We start from the raw sequence: 15,964 nt of genomic DNA on the forward strand, positions 1-15,964 counted from the left end.
AGTACGACACAGATCAGGATGACCGCAACACCAAACCGGGCCGATCTCACAAAGCAGGTTCATTTCCTTCAAACTCAACGCTAAGCGGAGGATCACCCATGAGCAATCCCAATATCGAACAATTGGCTGCAGCACAAAAGGCCAACGCTGAAGTAATGGCCGCCCTGGTTCACGCCGCCTTCAATGGCGCGGAAAAGATCGCTGAACTGAATCTGGCCGCAGCCCGTGATTTCCTGAACACTTCCGTGAACGGTACCCAGACCCTGCTGGGCGCCAAGGATGTGCAGGAGGCTGCCAAGCTGCAAACCAACCTGGCCCAGCCTAACCTGGAAAAGGTCACCGCCTACTACCGCAACCTGTACGAGCTGATCACCGCCACCCAGAAGGAAGTGACCCACCTGATGGAAGAGCACTACAACCAGCTCTCCCAAAAGGCCAATTCCGCCATCGAAAAAACCTCCGCCTCCGCTCCCGTGGGCGGCGACGTGGTGGCTGCCACCATGAAGTCGGTGCTCTCCGCCTCTACCCAGGCCTTTGACCACTTCACCAAGCTGGCCAAGCAGTTTGCCGACATCGCCGACGCCAACGTCACGGTCGCCTCCAACGCCACGGCCAAGGCTGTGGGCGCTGCCAGCAAGGCCGCCGCTGCCAAGAAGTAAGCCCTACCGGCGACTGGCGGGAATTCCCGCTTGGCGACAACCCCGGCTCAGGTCGGGGTTTTTTATTGCCTGCGCCCAGGCCGCCCCGTGACCAAGAATGCCAGGAGAGGCAGGCTGGATGCGGACATGGCCAGAGAAGCCCGCCCTGCCTGCCTCACACGGCAGACCTTACGAAGAATGGCGCCCCTATTGCCTGGCAGAGGCACCCGCCTCGCCAAATCAATTGCCCCGACCCCCGCTCATCCCCCCGGGATGAAACACAGCCCATACCCAGCGGGCGGCGGCTGACACCGGCTCACTGCCAACTGGCCAACATCCAGGAGGTCTCCCGGCGAGCATCGGCCAACCGTTCCTGGTTCCTGGTTCCGGCCTCGCTTCCTGCCGCACATCCCCCTGCCGACTGCGACCAGCCTCAACCCTCCCGCCGGCTCCATTGAATGCCCCGGGCTTCCACCTCGCGGCGAATCTCCGCCATGGCGGTGGCCACTTGGGATGCCTCCCCTTCGACCCCCAGCTCCAGATGACGCCGCACCCCATCCTCCGTCAATGAAGGCAGGGAGAACAGGCGCAGCGCGGGGTACTCGGCGACGATGCGCTCCATCAGGTCCAGCAGGGCACTCTCATAGGCGTTGTCGCCCGTCAGGAGCAAGGCCTCATCCACCTTGGGGGCCTGGTTGAAAAGGTGGGGGTAGAAGGTGTCCAGCACCCAGGCCACCATGGGGTGGGCCATCTGGGGAAAGCCGGGGACGAAGTAGTGTTCCTTCACCATGAAGCCGGGAATGCGGTTGAAGGGGTTGGGAATGATCTGGCTGCTGGCGGGAAAGGTACCCAGCAACAGGCGCTGGGGCGTGATGTCGTCGCCGAAGCGAACGCGGATCTCCGCCTCCGCCGCCGGACTCAGCACCAGTTCCTCCCCCAGGGCCGCGGCGGCGGCCTGACGGGTGTGGTCGTCGGGGGTGTTGCCGATGCCGCCGAAGGAGAACACCGCTTCGCCGCTGGCGAAGCTGCGCTTCAGGGTTTCCGTCAGCCGCGCCCGGTCATCCCCCATGTACTGCACCCAGGAGAGTTGCAGCCCCCGGGCGCCGAGCAGTTCCGCCAGTTTGGTGAAATGCTTGTCCTGGCGTTTGCCAGAGAGAATCTCGTCGCCAATGATGAGGGCGCCGAAGCGGGTGGCGTGGGCAGTCTGGGAAACGGGAGCAGTCATGGGTCCTCGCGTCGTTGAGGTCGTAAAGGATGCAAATCAGCGCAGGAAGCGGTCGGTGGCAACAGGTTCTTCCACCACCACCGCATCGACGGTCACCACGGCCCCGCCGCGCAGTTGGCGCAGGCTTTCCAGGCCGAAGTGGATGTACAGCAGGGCGCCGCAGGCCGGGGTCAGCAGGCCCAGCACCGGGATGTGGGCCAGCAGGGAAAGCAGGATGCCCAGGCCCAGCAGGGGCATGGCCCGGCGCTCCCGGATCAGGCGCCACTCGTCGTCGGTGGCGTGCATGGCCAGGGCGTCGTAGGCAAAGGTCTTGCGGTTAAGCCAGGCCATCCAGAACAGGGGCAGCACCAGGCCCAGGCCGGGAATCAGCCACAGGGGCAGGGTCAACAGCCAGCCGGCGATGAACAGCAGGGCGGCCCAGACGCTGTTCCAGGCACCGGCGAAGAAGCTGTCCTTGCCCATGGCCGCCACCTCCGGGTAGTCCCGGGCGGCCACGATCTGCAACAGGAGGGGCATGATGAACACCGCCGCCAACACCATGGCGGTGAGATAGGAGAGAGCCAGGATCACCAGCCAGCCCCCGGCGGCGGCCAGCAGCTTGGCCAGCCACACGGCGCCCCAGCCGGACAGCCAGCTCATGGGGGGCTGGTCGAGGAACCAGGCGGAAAGGTGGTCCAACACCAGGAAGGTCAGCGTCAGCCACACCGCCAGGGCGGCCACGGCGGGAGACAGCACCAGCCACCAGACGCGGCGGCGGGAGAGGGTACCGAGGCTGCGGACCAGGGCGAGGATCATTTCGGGCATGGGGGTATCCTATTTTTTTGCCACAGAGGGCACAGAGATCACCGAGGTTTCGCACTCCGCCTTAGCTGCCGGAGCGGTTACAAACCGCACCTACCCTGCAAGCAAATAATGAAGCCAATCTCCGACATGCATAGCGGAAGAATGGCGTCCCTATTGCCTCCCAGGGCAGAGGCCTTTTCTCTCTGTGTGCTCTGTGCCCTCTGTGGCTAACGTCTTTCAACCGTACTGTATCCCTTCCCACAGCTTCTGCAGACGCTTCACCGACACGGGCACCGGCGTCTTCAGTTCCTGGGCGAAGAGGTTGACCCGCAGTTCTTCCAGGAGCCAGCGGAACTGCTCCAGCTGCGGGTCCACCACGCCCTGCTTGGCCAGCTGCAGGGCGCGGCGTTCGTAGTGGGTCCACAGGGCGGTGTAGTCGGCCAGCAGTTGAACATCCCGGGCCGGGTTGGCCTTGAGCTTGTCCAGGCGCATGGCCGCCGCCTTGAGGTAGCGGGGGAAGTGCTGCAGGCGCTCGAAGGGCGTTTCCAGCACGAAGCGCTTGTGGATCAGGCGACCGATCTGCTTCTCGATGTCCTGCACCGCGCCGGGGAAAGGCTTGAAGGCCGGCAGCTTTTTCACCAGGGCCTGCCACTCGGTCAGCACCAGGCCCACCAGGCGGCAGATTTCCTGGGCCAGCAGGCCCAGGCGGTTCTTGCCTTCGGCGCAGCGGGCCTTGAATGATTCCGCATCTTCCGGCCAGGGCTCCACCAGGCAGGCCCGCTCGAAAATCACTGACACCAGTTGCTGGCGCAGGTCGTCGGAAGAACCCAGGCTCATGAACTGCATGGCCATCTGGGTCAGGCCCGGCAGGTTCTTCTCGAAGTACTTCACCTGCTCCTTCAGCTGCAGCTGGAAGAGGCGGGAGAGGCCCAGCCGGTGGGCCGCCAGGGCTTCCTCCTGGGAGTCGTACACGCGCAGGGAAACGGTCTCGCCGTCTTCCGTCAGGCCCGGGTAACCGATCACCATCTGGCCGCCCACGGCCACTTCCATCAGCTCCGGCAGCTTGCCGAAGGTCCAGTCGGAGAGACCGGTGAATTCGCTGGGGGTCTCGTGCAGCTCCTGGAATTCCTGGCGCGCCTCCCGGCCCCATTCGCCGCGGAGCTGGGCCAGGCTGCGGCTCATGTCCAGCTGGCGGCCATGCTCATCCACCAGCTTGAAGTTCATGGAGAAGTGGGCCGGCAGTTCGCCGGGGCGGAAGGCATCGGGCGTCACCGCCCAGCCCCGGGCATTGAGGCCCCGGGATTCGAAAATGAAGTCGATGAGGGGGGCGATGATGCCCGGCGCCATGCGCTTCTCGTCGTTGCCCACCCAGGCGATGAACTCCTCGGCGAACTCGGGCACCGGCACCAGCTTGGCGCGGATGCGCTGGGGCAGGGTCTTCACCAGCTGCACCACCTTCTCCTTCAAGAGGCCCGGCACCAGCCACTCGCAGCGGTTGGCGGGCACCTGATTGAGCTGGGCCAGGGGCAGCACCAGGGTGACGCCGTCCCGGGGGCTGCCGGGCTCGAAGTGGTAGGTGAGGGCGTAGTCCACGCCGGAGAGGCGCATCTGGGGCGGGAAGGAATCGGTGGTGACCCCGGCCGCCTCGTGGCGCATCAGGTCTTCCTTCTGCAGGAAGAGCAGTTTCGCGCTTTCTGCCCCATTCTCCCGCTCCGCCTCCTTGCGCCACTTGTCGAAGTCGGCGCCGTTATAAATGCCCGAGGGAATCAGATGGTCGTAGAAGGCGAAGATCAGTTCGTCGTCCACCAGCACATCCTGGCGGCGCTGCTTGTGTTCCAGGTTCTCGATGTCCCGGATGGCCTTCTGGTTGTGCTGGTAGAAGGGCCAGCGGCGCACGAAGTCCTCGCTGATCTCGCCGCCCACCAGGCCCTGGCGGATGAAGAGCAGACGCGCCTCTTCCGGGTTCATGGGGCCGAAGTTCACCCGCTTCTTGGGATTGACGACGATGCCGTGCAGGGTGGAGCGCTCGTAGGCCACGGCCTGCATGGCCTTCTTCTCCCAGTGGGGGTCGAAGTAGCTCTTGCGGATCAGATGGGCGCCCACCTCCTCCAGCCATTCGGGCTCGATACGGGCGAGGCAGCGGGCGTAGAGCTTGGTGGTTTCCGTCAGCTCGGCGCAGACCACCCACTTGCCCGCCTTCTTCTGCAAGGCCGAGCCCGGGTGGATGAGGAAGCGGATGCCCCGGGCGCCGAGATAGTGGCTGCTGTCGTCGGACTTGCAGCCGATATTGCCCAGGAGGCCCGTCAGCAGGGCCTTGTGGATGGGCTCGTAGGTGGCAGGAATCTCGTTCTCGCGCCAGCCCAGCTCGGTGACCATGGCGTGGATCTGGTTGTACACCTCCCGCCATTCGCGCATGCGCAGGTAGGAGAGGAAACGCTCCTTGCAGGCCTCGGCCAGCTTGCGGCTGGAGAGGTGCCGGGCCTGTTCCTCAAACCAGTGCCACAGCTTCAACCAGGAGAGGAATTCGGACTTCTCGTCGGCGAACTGGCGGTGCTTTTCATCCGCCGCCTGCAGCCGTTCCTGGGGCCGCTCCTTGGGGTCCTGCACCGAGAGGGCGGCGGCGATGACCAGCACTTCCTTGAGGCAGCCCCGGTCCCGGGCGGCCACGATCATGCGGGCGATGCGCGGGTCCAGGGGCAGCTTGGCCAGGCCCCGGCCCACGTCGGTGAGGCGCTTGTCGTCGTCGAGGCCGCCCAGTTCCTGCAGCAGGGAATAGCCGTCGTTGATGGCTTTGGGCGGCGGCGCCTCGATGAAGGGGAAGCTCTCCACATCGGTGAGCTTCAAGGCCTTCATGCGCAGGATCACCCCGGCCAGGGAGGAACGGAGGATTTCCGGGTCAGTGAACTCGCCCCGGGCGTTGAAGTCGGCCTCGTCGTAGAGGCGGATGCAGACCCCCGCCGCCACCCGGCCGCAACGGCCCGCCCGCTGCCGCGCCGCGGCCTGGGAGACCCGCTCCACCTGGAGCATTTCCACCTTGTTGCGGTAGGAATAGCGTTTCACCCGGGCCAGGCCCGTATCCACCACGTAGCGGATGCCGGGCACGGTAAGGGAGGTTTCCGCCACGTTGGTGGCCAGCACCACCCGGCGGCCGCCGCCGGTCTTGAAGACCCGGTCCTGCTCCGCCGCCGAGAGGCGGGAGAAGAGCGGCAGGATTTCCGGCTGGGGGCCGGGGAAGTGGTGCTTGCGCAGGGCTTCCGCCGCCTCCCGGATTTCCCGCTCGCCGGGGAGGAACACCAGCACATCTCCCGGGCCTTCCCGGCCCAGTTCGTGGACGGCGTCCACGATGGCGTCGTAAAGATCCCGCTCCTCCTGGTCTTCTTCCAGGGGTGTCACCGGGCGGTAGCGCACCTCCACCGGGTAGAGGCGGCCGGAGACTTCGATCACCGGCGCCGGCTTGCCGTGCTGGGCGAAGTGCTGGGCGAAGCGTTCCGCGTCGATGGTGGCGGAAGTGATGATGACCTTCAGATCCTTGCGCTTGGCCAGCAGCTGCTTCAGGTAGCCCAGCAGGAAGTCGATGTTGAGGCTGCGCTCGTGGGCCTCGTCGATGATGATGGTGTCGTAGGCGTTGAGGTAGGGGTCGGTCTGGGTTTCCGCCAGCAGGATGCCGTCGGTCATCAGCTTCAAGTAGGACTGGGGCCCGCTACGGTCCTGAAAACGGATTTTCACCCCCACCCCGGCCCCGATCTGGGTCTGCAACTCCTGGGCCACCCGGGCTGCCACGGAGCGGGCCGCCAGGCGCCGGGGCTGGGTATGGCCGATCAGTCCCGCCGCCCCCCGGCCCAGTTCCAGGCAGATCTTGGGCAGCTGGGTGGTCTTGCCGGAGCCGGTCTCGCCGCAGACGATGACCACCTGGTTCTGCTCGATGAGGGCTTTGATCTCGTCCCGCCGCCCGTTGACCGGCAGATCCTCCGCATATTCCGGCTTGGGCAGGCGCCCTGCCCGCTCGGCACAGGCGGCGCGGGAGCGGGCCAGCAGGGCCTCGTAGTCGGCCTTGGCCTTCTCGGCATTGGGGCCGGGCTGGCCGGCGGAACGGGAGAGGGCGCGCAGACGCGGCCGGTCCGCAGTCAGGCAGTCGGCAAAAGAGGGTGCCGCAGGCGCGGCGGTACGGGAGCGGGGTGCAGCAGACTTCATCAATCCATCCGGCGGCCGCAGCGGGGGCGGCCGTCTCTACCTAAACGACAAAGGGGGCAAGTCTCCCGCCAAACCCTGGCCAGGGCAAGGCCTGCCAGCGTTTTTTCTGCACGACGGGAGTGCCACTGCCCGGTGCCCGGAGGGGCAAGCGGGACGGGCATCTTCCCCGCCCCATGCCCCGGAGCCTTATTCGGTGCGCCTGGCCAGCCAGGGGGCTCGCCGATGGCCGTCCCTATTACCGCGCCGGACACCACGCGAACATCACGCCGCCACGGCCCGGGCCGCGATGGCCGGCCAGGGCTGGGGCGCCCACAGGCGGGCCTCGAACATGGCGATGAGGCGCTGCACGGCGGGCCATTCGCCACTCGGGCCAGTCAGGGCCACCCATTCCACTTCCGGCAGGGGCGGCAAGTCTTCGCTGATGCGCACCAGCCCTTCCCCCAGCAGGCTCAGAGGCAGGGGCGAGACCGCCAGCCCGGCCCGCAGGGCGTGGCGGATGCCGGTGTGGCTGTGGCCGGCAAAGGCCAGGCGCCAGGGCATGCCGGCCTGGGTCAGGGCGGCCTGGGCGATGACGCGGAAGATGCAGCCTTCCTGGAACAGGGCCAGGGGCAGAGGCCGCTCGGCCGCGGCGCTGCTCTGGGCGCCGGCGGCCCAGACCATGGGCTCCCGCCACAGTGAACGCCCGGCCGCCGTGGGCCGTTCGCCGATGCGCTTGATCAGGGCCATGTCCAATTCCCCCGACTCCACCCGGGCGGCCAGCCGCGCCGAAAGATCACACTCCAAGGCCAGCTTGACCCGGGGATAGGCTTGGTGGAATTCGGCCACCACGCTGCCCAGGTCCCGCTCCATCACCTCCTCCGCCAGGCCCACCCGCAGGCTGCCGGCCAGGTCCGGCTCGGCGAAGCAGCCGATGGCCTCGTCATTGAGGCGCAGCAGGCGACGGGCGTAGTCCAGCAGCAGCAGGCCCTCTTCGGTGACGCCTTCCAACCGGCCCTGGGAGCGCACCAGCAGAGGCTTTTCCAGCTGCTCCTCCAGGCGCTTGATCTGCAGGCTCACCGCCGACTGGGTGCGGCCCAGACGGGCGGCGGCCAGGGAAAAGCTGCCGCATTCGGCAATGGCCACCAGGGCCCGCAGCAAGTCCAGATCGAGATGGCGCGCCATCATTTCACTCCGAAATATTGATTCGATATTTATCAATTTATCAAATATTGCCGCAAAGGCTAGGGTGAGGGCTGCGTATTTTTCTGCCTGGAGTCCCGCCATGAATGCCATCGCCCCGCCCCTGCCCTCGGCCATCCCGAGCGCCGCCCCCATAGCGCCATTGGCGCCATCGGCCCCTGCCGCCCCCTCCCGCCGCCTGGTGCTGGCCGCCGGCATCAGTTTCAGCGTCATCTGGAGTTCGGCCTTCGTCGCCGGCCGCATCGGCCTGGATCATGCGGCGCCCCTGACCCTGCTGGCCATTCGCTTTCTCGTCGCCGGCCTGCTCTTCGGTGCCACCGCCCTGCTCCTCGGCCGCAGCATCCGCCTGCCCGCCCGGGCCGGGCGGACGCTGGCGGCCGGCCTGCTCTGCAACGCGGCATACCTGGGCCTCGCCTACTGGGGCCTGCAAGGTGTGCCCACGGCCCTGACGGCGGTGCTGGTGAGCGCCTGCCCCCTGCTCACCCTGCTGCTGGCCGCCGGTCTGGAGGGGGAAAAGCTGACGCCGACCCGGCTCGTCGGCATTCTCCTGGGCATGGGGGGCGTACTGTGGATCACCCGTCATCGCCTGACGGTGGAGCATCTGCAGCCCATCTATCTGCTGGCCATCGCCGCCGGCACCGTGGCCCTGGCCCTGGGCACGGTGCTGAGCAAGAAGGTGGCGGCAGGGCAGGACCTGCTCTCCGCCGTTACCCTGCAATTCCTCGCCAGCGGCCTGGTGTTGCTGCCTCTCGCCTTCTTCCTGGAGGATTTCCGCTGCGACGGGAGCGCCGCCCTGTGGGGCAGCCTGGCCTACAGCGTAGCCGTTTCCCTGGCCAGCACCCTGCTCATGCTATGGCTGCTGCGCCACGGCCAGGCCAGTTCGGCCAGCAGCTTCCACTTCCTCAACCCCTTCTTCGGCACCCTTTTCGCAGTCACCTTGTTGGGAGAACGGATGTTCGCCGGCGACCTGCTGGGCGTGCTGCCCATTGCGGTGGGCATCGCGCTGGTGGCCCGGCAGCGCTGACATTAGCCCGCAGGGAGCAAACCCTCCGGCGCCCGGCTTGCCATCCCGGGAGCCGGGCATTACATTCCATGGACATATCCACAAGGGGTAACAAAGGCGCTCCGGCGCCCTCGCCCCTTCCCCTCATGGAAAACTGGACCTATGACCCCCATCGATTTCAAGGAACTCCCTACCCTTAGCCAAGCCGGGATCGTCTGGAGTTTTTTCTGGCGCGGCATCGCCACCACCCTCGGCTCTGCCCTATGCGGCACGCTCCTCGGGGGTATCGTCGGCTTCGCCCTGGGCATTAGCGGCATTGGCCGCTCCGCCCTTCCCCTGATAGGCGGCCTGGTGGGCCTGCTGACGGGCCTGTTCTTTTTCTACCTGTATGTCCGCTGGCTGCTGGCCAGCCGCCTGGGACACTTCCGCCTGGTGCTGGTCCCGGCCGACTAGCCCCGTCCGCTACATGACCGGGGCCCCATTCCAGGGATAATGCCGCCCCCATGACCCGACCTACCCCCCTGCCTCGCCAACGCCATCTTCAACGCCTGCGCTGGCGTCTGGAGCGGGACAGTTTTCCCCGCCTGCAGATGCTGCTGCTGGTACTGCTCACCGCCGGTTCTGGGCTGCTGGCGTCCTTTGCCCTGCTCCACGCCGGCCTGACCCACATGGGCTGGCGTTACGGTGCCGCCTTTCTCCTCGCCTACGGGGTGTTTCTCGGCCTGCTCTGGCTGTGGCTGCGCACCCGGGCGGAGGACTATGCCGACATTCCCGACCTGACGGATCTGGGCCGCCTGGTACCGTCGGGGCCCTCGACCAGCGGCGGCTCGTCCACGCTTGAAGGCCTGGGCGGGCATTTCGGTGGCGGTGGCGCCAGCAGTCATTTTGATGCCCCGGCCGTGGCCGAAACCCTGAGCGAACCGGCAGCGCCAGCCGAGGCCCTGTCGAACGGCGGCGACGCCATCGGCCAGGCCCTGGGAGCCGCGGCGGAAGGAGAGGAGTTGGCCATTCCCCTGATCGTGATGGTGCTGGCAGCGGCCCTGGTGCTGTCGTCGGCCTTCATTGTTTACTCGGCGCCGAGCCTGTTCGCCGAACTATTGCTGGACGGCACCCTGGCGGCCACCCTCTACCGGCGCCTGCACCGGCTGGAAAGGCGCCACTGGCTGGAAACCGCCCTGCGCCAGACCCTGCTGCCCTTCCTCCTGACCGGGCTGCTGGTGACCGGTTGCGGCGCAGCCCTGCATCACTTCGCCCCGGGCGCCCACACCCTGGGGGAAGCCTGGCAACAGGCCAGGACACCCCAGAACGCCCTCACCGACCCGACCGACAAGCCGCGCTAACGGCCCCTCAGGGCCAAACCCGATGCACACCCACGCTCCACAGGCCGAGGAAGGTCATGGCCAGGGAGCCCAGCAGGTGCAGGGCAATAGCGCCGAAGGCCCAGGTGTACTGCTGGGCCAGCAGGCGCTCCATGACTTCGCCGGAAAAGCTGGAAAAAGTGGTGAGGCCGCCGAGGAAGCCGGTGATGACGAAAAACTTGAGTACCGGCGAAAGATGGGCATAACTGTGGAAGACGCCCAGGGCCACACCAATGAGGTAGCCGCCGATGAGATTGGCGGCCAGGGTGCCCAGGGGCACGGCGACGAAAAGGGGGTTGAGTAGCAGGCCCAAGCCCCAGCGGGACCAGGCCCCGAGGGCGGCACCGGCACCGATGGCAAAGAAGGCGTTCCAGTTCATGCCGGCCCAAACTCCACGCAGATTGAATGAAACGCCGATTCTAGCGGCTTTTACTTGCGAAAAGACTTGTGAAAAGCGCCGCCTCAAGGCGGTTTTTCCCCGGCGCCCCGGTTAAAATAGCCGCCAAAGCCCTTCAAGGAAAACCTGCTGTGAGCAACCCCAACAAGAACGCGGCCCCCGCCGCCCCCGCCGCCAATTTCATCCGCAACATCGTCGAGGCCGACCTGGCCGCCGGCAAGCACGCCCAGCGCCACTGGGCCGGCCAGCCCGGCCTGGCCAGCGACCACGCCGCCGGCGCCCTGGACCCGGCGAAGATCCGCACCCGTTTCCCGCCGGAACCCAACGGCTACCTGCACTTCGGCCACGCCAAGTCCATCTGCCTCAACTTCGGCCTGGCCCGGGATTACGGCGGCCGCTGCCACCTGCGCTTCGACGACACCAACCCGGAGAAGGAAGAGCAGGAATACGTGGATTCCATCGTGGACGCGGTGAAATGGCTGGGCTTCAACTGGGAGGATGCCCAGGAAAAGAACCTCTATTACGCCTCCAACTACTTCCCCTGGATGATCCAGGCCGCCGAGTACCTGATCGCCACCGGCAACGCCTACGTGGATAGCCAGAGCGCCGAGGAGATGCGCGCCAACCGGGGCACCCTGACGGAAGCCGGCAAGAACAGCCCCTATCGGGACCGGACCGTGGCCGAGAACCAGGACCTCTTCAAGCGCATGCAGGCCGGCGAATTCCCGGATGGCGCCCACATCGTACGCGCCAAGATCGACATGGCGGCCCCCAACATCAACCTGCGGGACCCGGCCATCTACCGCATCCGCCACGCGACCCACCACAACACCGGCGACAAGTACTGCGTGTACCCCATGTACACCTTCGCCCACCCCATCGAGGATGCCCTGGAGAACATCACCCACTCCATCTGCACCCTGGAATTCGAGGACCAGCGCCCCTTCTACGACTGGCTGCTGGAGCGCCTGGCCGAAGGCGGCCTGCTGCAGCGTCCCCTGCCCCACCAGTACGAGTTTTCCCGCCTCAACCTGACCTACCTGGTGCTCTCCAAGCGCAAGCTGATCCAGCTGGTGGAAGAAAAGCACGTGGAAGGCTGGGACGATCCCCGTATGCCCACCCTGGTGGGCGCCCGCCGCCGCGGCTACACCCCGGAAGGCTTCAAGCTGCTGATGGACCGGGTCGGTGTTTCCAAGTCCGACTCCCTCATCGACTACAGCCAGCTCGAAGACTGCATGCGGGACACCATGAACGAGCTGGATGAGCGCCGCGTTGCCGTGCTCGATCCGCTCAAGCTGGTGATCACCAATTACCCGGAAGGCCAGAGCGAAGAATGCTTCGCCCCCAACCACCCGCTCAAGCCCGAACTGGGCAAGCGTTCCATGCCCTTCTCCCGGGAGTTGTGGATCGAGCGGGAGGACTTCATGGAAGAGCCCAGCAAGGGCTACCACCGGCTCTATCCCGGCAACATGGCCCGCCTGCGCTACGGCTTCGTGGTGAAGTGCACCGGCTGCGAGAAGGACGCCGCCGGCAACGTCACCGCCGTGCTCTGCGAGTACATGGAAGATTCCAAGTCCGGCACCCCCGGCGCCGACAACTACAAGGTCAAGGGCAACCTGCACTGGGTTTCCGTGCCCCACGCCTACACCGCTGAAGTGCGCCTCTACGACCGCCTGTTCAAGGTGGCGGCCCCCGGTGCCCGGCGCGAAGGCGATGCGGAAGGACTGGAACGCAACTTCCTCGACGATCTCAACCCGGCCTCCAAGGTGACCATCACCGCCCAGCTGGAACCGGCCCTCAAGGACGCCCAGCCGGAGCAGCGCTTCCAGTTCGAGCGCCACGGCTACTTCGTTGCCGACCGGGTGGATTCCCAGGCCGGCGCCCCGGTCTTCAACCGGGCCGTGACCCTCAAGGACTCCTGGGGCAAGGCCGGCTAGGGCACCCGGACAGAACAGGCCAGACAAGGAGCACGCGATGGCAGGCGGCGGCTGGGGTTGCCCCCATGAATCCAACGATCGCTGCGGCAAGGTCAATGATCTGCCCTGCGATCCCGGCATGAAGGGCTGCGTCCTCGCCGGCCGCTTCCGCTTCGCCAACGAGGACAAGAACGAGCGTCTGCGCCAGAAGGCCGAGCAGCGGCGTGAGCCACCGACGTCGCCGCCATCCGGCGACAGCGATCAGTAAAGGGAGCCCCATGTCCAAGCCTGCCGAGTCCACGCCTCCGCAAGCCGCCCCGCCTTCCCGCCCTGGCCGCAGCCTGCGGGGCAAGACGGTCGCCCTGCTGCTGGCCACCACCGGCGTGGTGGTGCTGGCGGCGGTGCTCATCGGCCATTACGTGGCCGACGACATCCGCCAGAACCTGGGCACCGCCCTGGCCCGCAACCAGGCCCAGCTGACCAAGCAGCGCATCCTCTCCGCCGTGGGCCGGGAGATGGCGCTCTCCCAGCGCTTCGCCGAATCGACGGTGCTGCGGGAATGGATGGCCGACGAGCAGAACCCCACCAAGGCCGACCGTTTCTTCAAGGAAGGCGAAGGCTTCCGCCGGGCCTTCACCGACCAGAGCTATTTCGCCGCCCTGGCCAGCAGCCACCATTTTTACTTCGCCGACCCGGAGGCCGCTCCCCGGGCGGCCATGCGCTATACCGCCAGCCCCGGCAATCCGGACGACGCCTGGTTCTTCGCCACCCTGAAGAAGAACCAGGGCTACAGCCTCAACGTGGATTTCGACAAGAAGCTGCAGGTCACCAATGTCTGGATCAACATCGTCGTCCATGACGAACAGGCCCGCCCCCTGGGCATCGCCGGCACGGGCCTCAACCTGAGCCGCTTCCTCGCCAACGTGCTGGCCAACCGGGAGCCCGGGGTGGTCACCATGATCCTGGACCAGAACGGCACCATCGTCGCCCACCCGGATACCCGCCGCATGGAATACGCCACGGCGGGCAAGCAAAATTCGGAAAAGACTGTCTTCCGCCTGGTGGAACGTACCACCGACCAGGAAGCCCTGCGCCAGGCCCTGGCCTCGGCCATGGCCGACGATGACGAAAGTACGGCTACCCTGCGGCTGCGCCTTGAAGGCGCCCCCAGCCTGGCGGCCGCCGCCTACATCCCCTCCCTGCGCTGGACCGTGCTCACCGCGGTGGATCTGGATACCAGCCGGGTCTTCGATGCCCGCCTGTCCACCGGCCTGCTGCTCGGCACCCTACTGCTCTTGGCGCTGCTGGTGGGGGTTTACACCGCCGGGCTGAACCGCCTGGTGCTCCGCCCCCTGGCCCAGCTCACCGCCGCCGTGCGACGCATCGGCGCCGGCCATTACGACGAGCGCCTGCAATCCCCTCGGGACGATGAAATCGGCGAGCTGACCCGGGCCTTCGACACCATGACCCAGCAGGTGCGCGAGCACTCCGACAACCTGGAGCGGCTGGTGGCCGAGCGCACCCGGGAGCTGGCCGAAGCCCACCGCAAGGTCACCGACAGCATCCGCTACGCCAGCCTGATCCAGAACGCCATCCTCCCCGACCGGGCACTGGATGCCACCCTGCAGGGCCAGTACTTCGTGCTGTGGCGCCCCCGGGATGTGGTGGGCGGCGACTTCTACCTCTACCGCCATGACGAACGGGGCTGCCTCTTCGGCGTGGTGGATTGCGCCGGCCACGGCGTGCCGGGCGCCTGCATGACCATGATCGCCCACGCCGCCCTGGAAGTGGCCGCCAGCGACACTCCCTGGGACGATCCCGCCGCCCTGCTGCGCCGTACCGACAGCGCCGCCCGGGCCATGCTGCCCGACGACGAACGGATGCGGCAGATCGCCACCAGCATGGACATGGGCCTGGCCTACGTCGATCTCGCCAGCCGCCAGGTGACCTTCTCCGGTGCCCGCCTGGGCCTGTTCTGGAGCGACGGCAGCGACTGCCAGGAAGTGCCCGGCCACCGCCGCGGCATCAATGACCGCAAGGCCGGCGACTACCAGAACGTACAGGTGCCCCTGGCCCCGGGCCGCAGCTTCTACCTGGTCAGCGACGGCCTGCTGGACCAGGCCGGCGGCGAGCAGGGCTACGGCTTCGGCGCCAGCCGCCTCACCGACTGGGTGCGGCAGCACGCCGGCCTGCCCCTGGAAGCCCAGAAGGAAGCCCTGGCCCGCGCCCTGCAGGACTACCAGGGCCAGCACCCCCAGCGGGACGACATCACCATCCTCGCATTCCGTTTCGACGATCGGCGTTAAGTTAAGATAGGCGACCCAAGGAGAAACCATGGCCCAACCGGAAACCGCCCTCGACATTTTCGCGCTGCGGGAGATTTTCAACCGCGAGCGCATCATGCTTTGCTTCAACGGCCCCATCACCGCCACCCTCATCGAGGAAATTGGCGCGGCCCTGCGCAAGCACATGGAAGGGTTGCAGGAATCCCCCTCGGCGGTTTCCGACGTTTTCTCGGTGTATATCGAGATGACCCAGAACATCCGCCGCTACACCCAGAACCGCCCCGATCTGGCCCGGGAAACCGCCAGCGTCTTCGTCTCCCGCAATGAAGAGGGACGCTACGTGGTGAGCGCCGGCAACGTGGTGGAAACCGGCGACGGCGAAGCCCTGGTGGGCCGGGTGGCCCAGTTGGCCCAGCTCGACAAGGACGGCCTCAAGGCCGCCTTCAAGACCCAGCTGCGCCAGCCCCGGGACGAACTGGCCGGCAGCGCCGGCCTGGGCCTCATCGACATGGCGCGCAAGGCCGCCGCCCCCCTCGAATGCAGCCTGCGCCCCCTGGGAGACCAGCGCGCCTTCTTCAGCCTGCGGGTCGTGCTTTAGGAAAGTTACAAGATGGACAACCTCGACATTCCCCAGACCAGCGCCAGCCCCGCCATTTTCGCGGACGGGACCGCCGGCACCGTCACCATGAAGGGCGACTCCTACCCGGAGAATTCCTTCGAACTGTTCCAGCCCCTGATCGACTGGGTCACCGCCTTTCTCAAGGCCGGCCAGCGCCCCCTCAAGCTGGAACTGGAACTGCTCTACCTCAACACCAGCAGCATCCGCGCCCTCATGGACATCCTGGACCTGATGGAAGACGCCCACCGCAAGGGCCTCCAGGTCGCCGCCCGCTGGGCCTACGAGGCCGCCAACGAGCGGGTCGGCCAACTGGCCGAGGAGTTCAAGGAAGACTGCACCTTCCCCTTCGACATCGTGCCCAAGGCCTGAC

The 15,964-nt window shown here is 66.6% G+C and carries 14 protein-coding genes; 9 read left to right on the forward strand and 5 right to left on the reverse strand.

Going from position 1 to position 15,964, the window contains the following annotated elements; translation table 11 throughout:
• Positions 1 to 98: 98 nt before the first annotated feature.
• Positions 99 to 659, forward strand: a complete 561-nt coding sequence (locus tag AZSI13_RS02380; protein WP_109039579.1) for a phasin family protein — start codon at positions 99 to 101, stop codon at positions 657 to 659.
• A 412-nt stretch (positions 660 to 1,071) separates the two neighbouring features.
• Here AZSI13_RS02380 and AZSI13_RS02385 read toward each other — a convergent pair whose 3' ends face one another.
• From AZSI13_RS02385 to AZSI13_RS02400, 4 genes are all read right to left on the reverse strand, one after another.
• Positions 1,072 to 1,863: a molybdopterin-binding protein gene (locus AZSI13_RS02385; protein WP_109039580.1), complete on the reverse strand. Its 792-nt coding sequence runs from the start codon at positions 1,861 to 1,863 to the stop codon at positions 1,072 to 1,074.
• A 36-nt stretch (positions 1,864 to 1,899) separates the two neighbouring features.
• Positions 1,900 to 2,667 carry an EI24 domain-containing protein gene (locus AZSI13_RS02390; protein WP_109039581.1) on the reverse strand — a complete coding sequence of 256 codons (768 nt, stop codon included), beginning with the start codon at positions 2,665 to 2,667 and terminating at the stop codon, positions 1,900 to 1,902.
• 216 nt (positions 2,668 to 2,883) lie between these two features.
• On the reverse strand, positions 2,884 to 6,837 hold the full coding sequence (gene hrpA, locus AZSI13_RS02395) for an ATP-dependent RNA helicase HrpA (protein WP_109039582.1): 3,954 nt from the start codon (positions 6,835 to 6,837) through the stop codon (positions 2,884 to 2,886).
• A gap of 261 nt (positions 6,838 to 7,098) precedes the next feature.
• Positions 7,099 to 8,001, reverse strand: a complete 903-nt coding sequence (locus AZSI13_RS02400) for a LysR substrate-binding domain-containing protein (RefSeq protein WP_165833265.1) — start codon at positions 7,999 to 8,001, stop codon at positions 7,099 to 7,101.
• A 97-nt stretch (positions 8,002 to 8,098) separates the two neighbouring features.
• Between AZSI13_RS02400 and AZSI13_RS17165 the strand changes: the two genes are divergently transcribed.
• The 3 genes from AZSI13_RS17165 (at position 8,099) to AZSI13_RS02415 (ending at position 10,359) form a co-directional block, all read left to right on the forward strand.
• On the forward strand, positions 8,099 to 9,040 hold the full coding sequence (locus tag AZSI13_RS17165; protein ID WP_165833266.1) for a DMT family transporter: 942 nt from the start codon (positions 8,099 to 8,101) through the stop codon (positions 9,038 to 9,040).
• Between the two features lie 141 nt (positions 9,041 to 9,181).
• A complete protein-coding gene (locus AZSI13_RS02410) occupies positions 9,182 to 9,472 on the forward strand; it encodes a hypothetical protein (protein ID WP_109039584.1) in 291 nt (96 codons plus the stop codon).
• Positions 9,473 to 9,522: 50 nt separating this feature from the next.
• Positions 9,523 to 10,359, forward strand: coding sequence for a hypothetical protein (locus AZSI13_RS02415; protein ID WP_133247246.1), 837 nt, complete (start codon positions 9,523 to 9,525; stop codon positions 10,357 to 10,359).
• A gap of 7 nt (positions 10,360 to 10,366) precedes the next feature.
• On the opposite strand, the gene crcB is transcribed toward AZSI13_RS02415, so the two are convergent.
• Positions 10,367 to 10,756, reverse strand: a complete 390-nt coding sequence (gene crcB / locus AZSI13_RS02420; RefSeq protein WP_109039586.1) for a fluoride efflux transporter CrcB — start codon at positions 10,754 to 10,756, stop codon at positions 10,367 to 10,369.
• Positions 10,757 to 10,905: 149 nt separating this feature from the next.
• Here crcB and AZSI13_RS02425 point away from each other — a divergent pair, with 149 nt between their 5' ends.
• Genes AZSI13_RS02425 through siaC form a run of 5 tightly spaced genes read left to right on the forward strand, consistent with a single transcriptional unit; the run spans position 10,906 to position 15,963 of the window.
• Positions 10,906 to 12,711 carry a glutamine--tRNA ligase/YqeY domain fusion protein gene (locus AZSI13_RS02425; protein WP_109039587.1) on the forward strand — a complete coding sequence of 602 codons (1,806 nt, stop codon included), beginning with the start codon at positions 10,906 to 10,908 and terminating at the stop codon, positions 12,709 to 12,711.
• Positions 12,712 to 12,748: 37 nt separating this feature from the next.
• Positions 12,749 to 12,958, forward strand: a complete 210-nt coding sequence (locus tag AZSI13_RS02430) for a hypothetical protein (RefSeq protein WP_109039588.1) — start codon at positions 12,749 to 12,751, stop codon at positions 12,956 to 12,958.
• A gap of 10 nt (positions 12,959 to 12,968) precedes the next feature.
• Positions 12,969 to 14,996 carry a biofilm regulation protein phosphatase SiaA gene (gene siaA, locus AZSI13_RS02435; RefSeq protein WP_109039589.1) on the forward strand — a complete coding sequence of 676 codons (2,028 nt, stop codon included), beginning with the start codon at positions 12,969 to 12,971 and terminating at the stop codon, positions 14,994 to 14,996.
• A 28-nt stretch (positions 14,997 to 15,024) separates the two neighbouring features.
• Entirely contained in the window at positions 15,025 to 15,573 is a 549-nt protein-coding gene (siaB, locus tag AZSI13_RS02440; protein WP_109039590.1) for a biofilm regulation protein kinase SiaB, read from the forward strand.
• A 12-nt stretch (positions 15,574 to 15,585) separates the two neighbouring features.
• Entirely contained in the window at positions 15,586 to 15,963 is a 378-nt protein-coding gene (gene siaC, locus AZSI13_RS02445; protein ID WP_109039591.1) for a biofilm regulation phosphoprotein SiaC, read from the forward strand.
• Position 15,964: the final 1 nt, after the last annotated feature.

The sequence above is a fragment of the Azospira sp. I13 genome, assembly GCF_003112695.1.
GTDB lineage: Bacteria > Pseudomonadota > Gammaproteobacteria > Burkholderiales > Rhodocyclaceae > Azospira.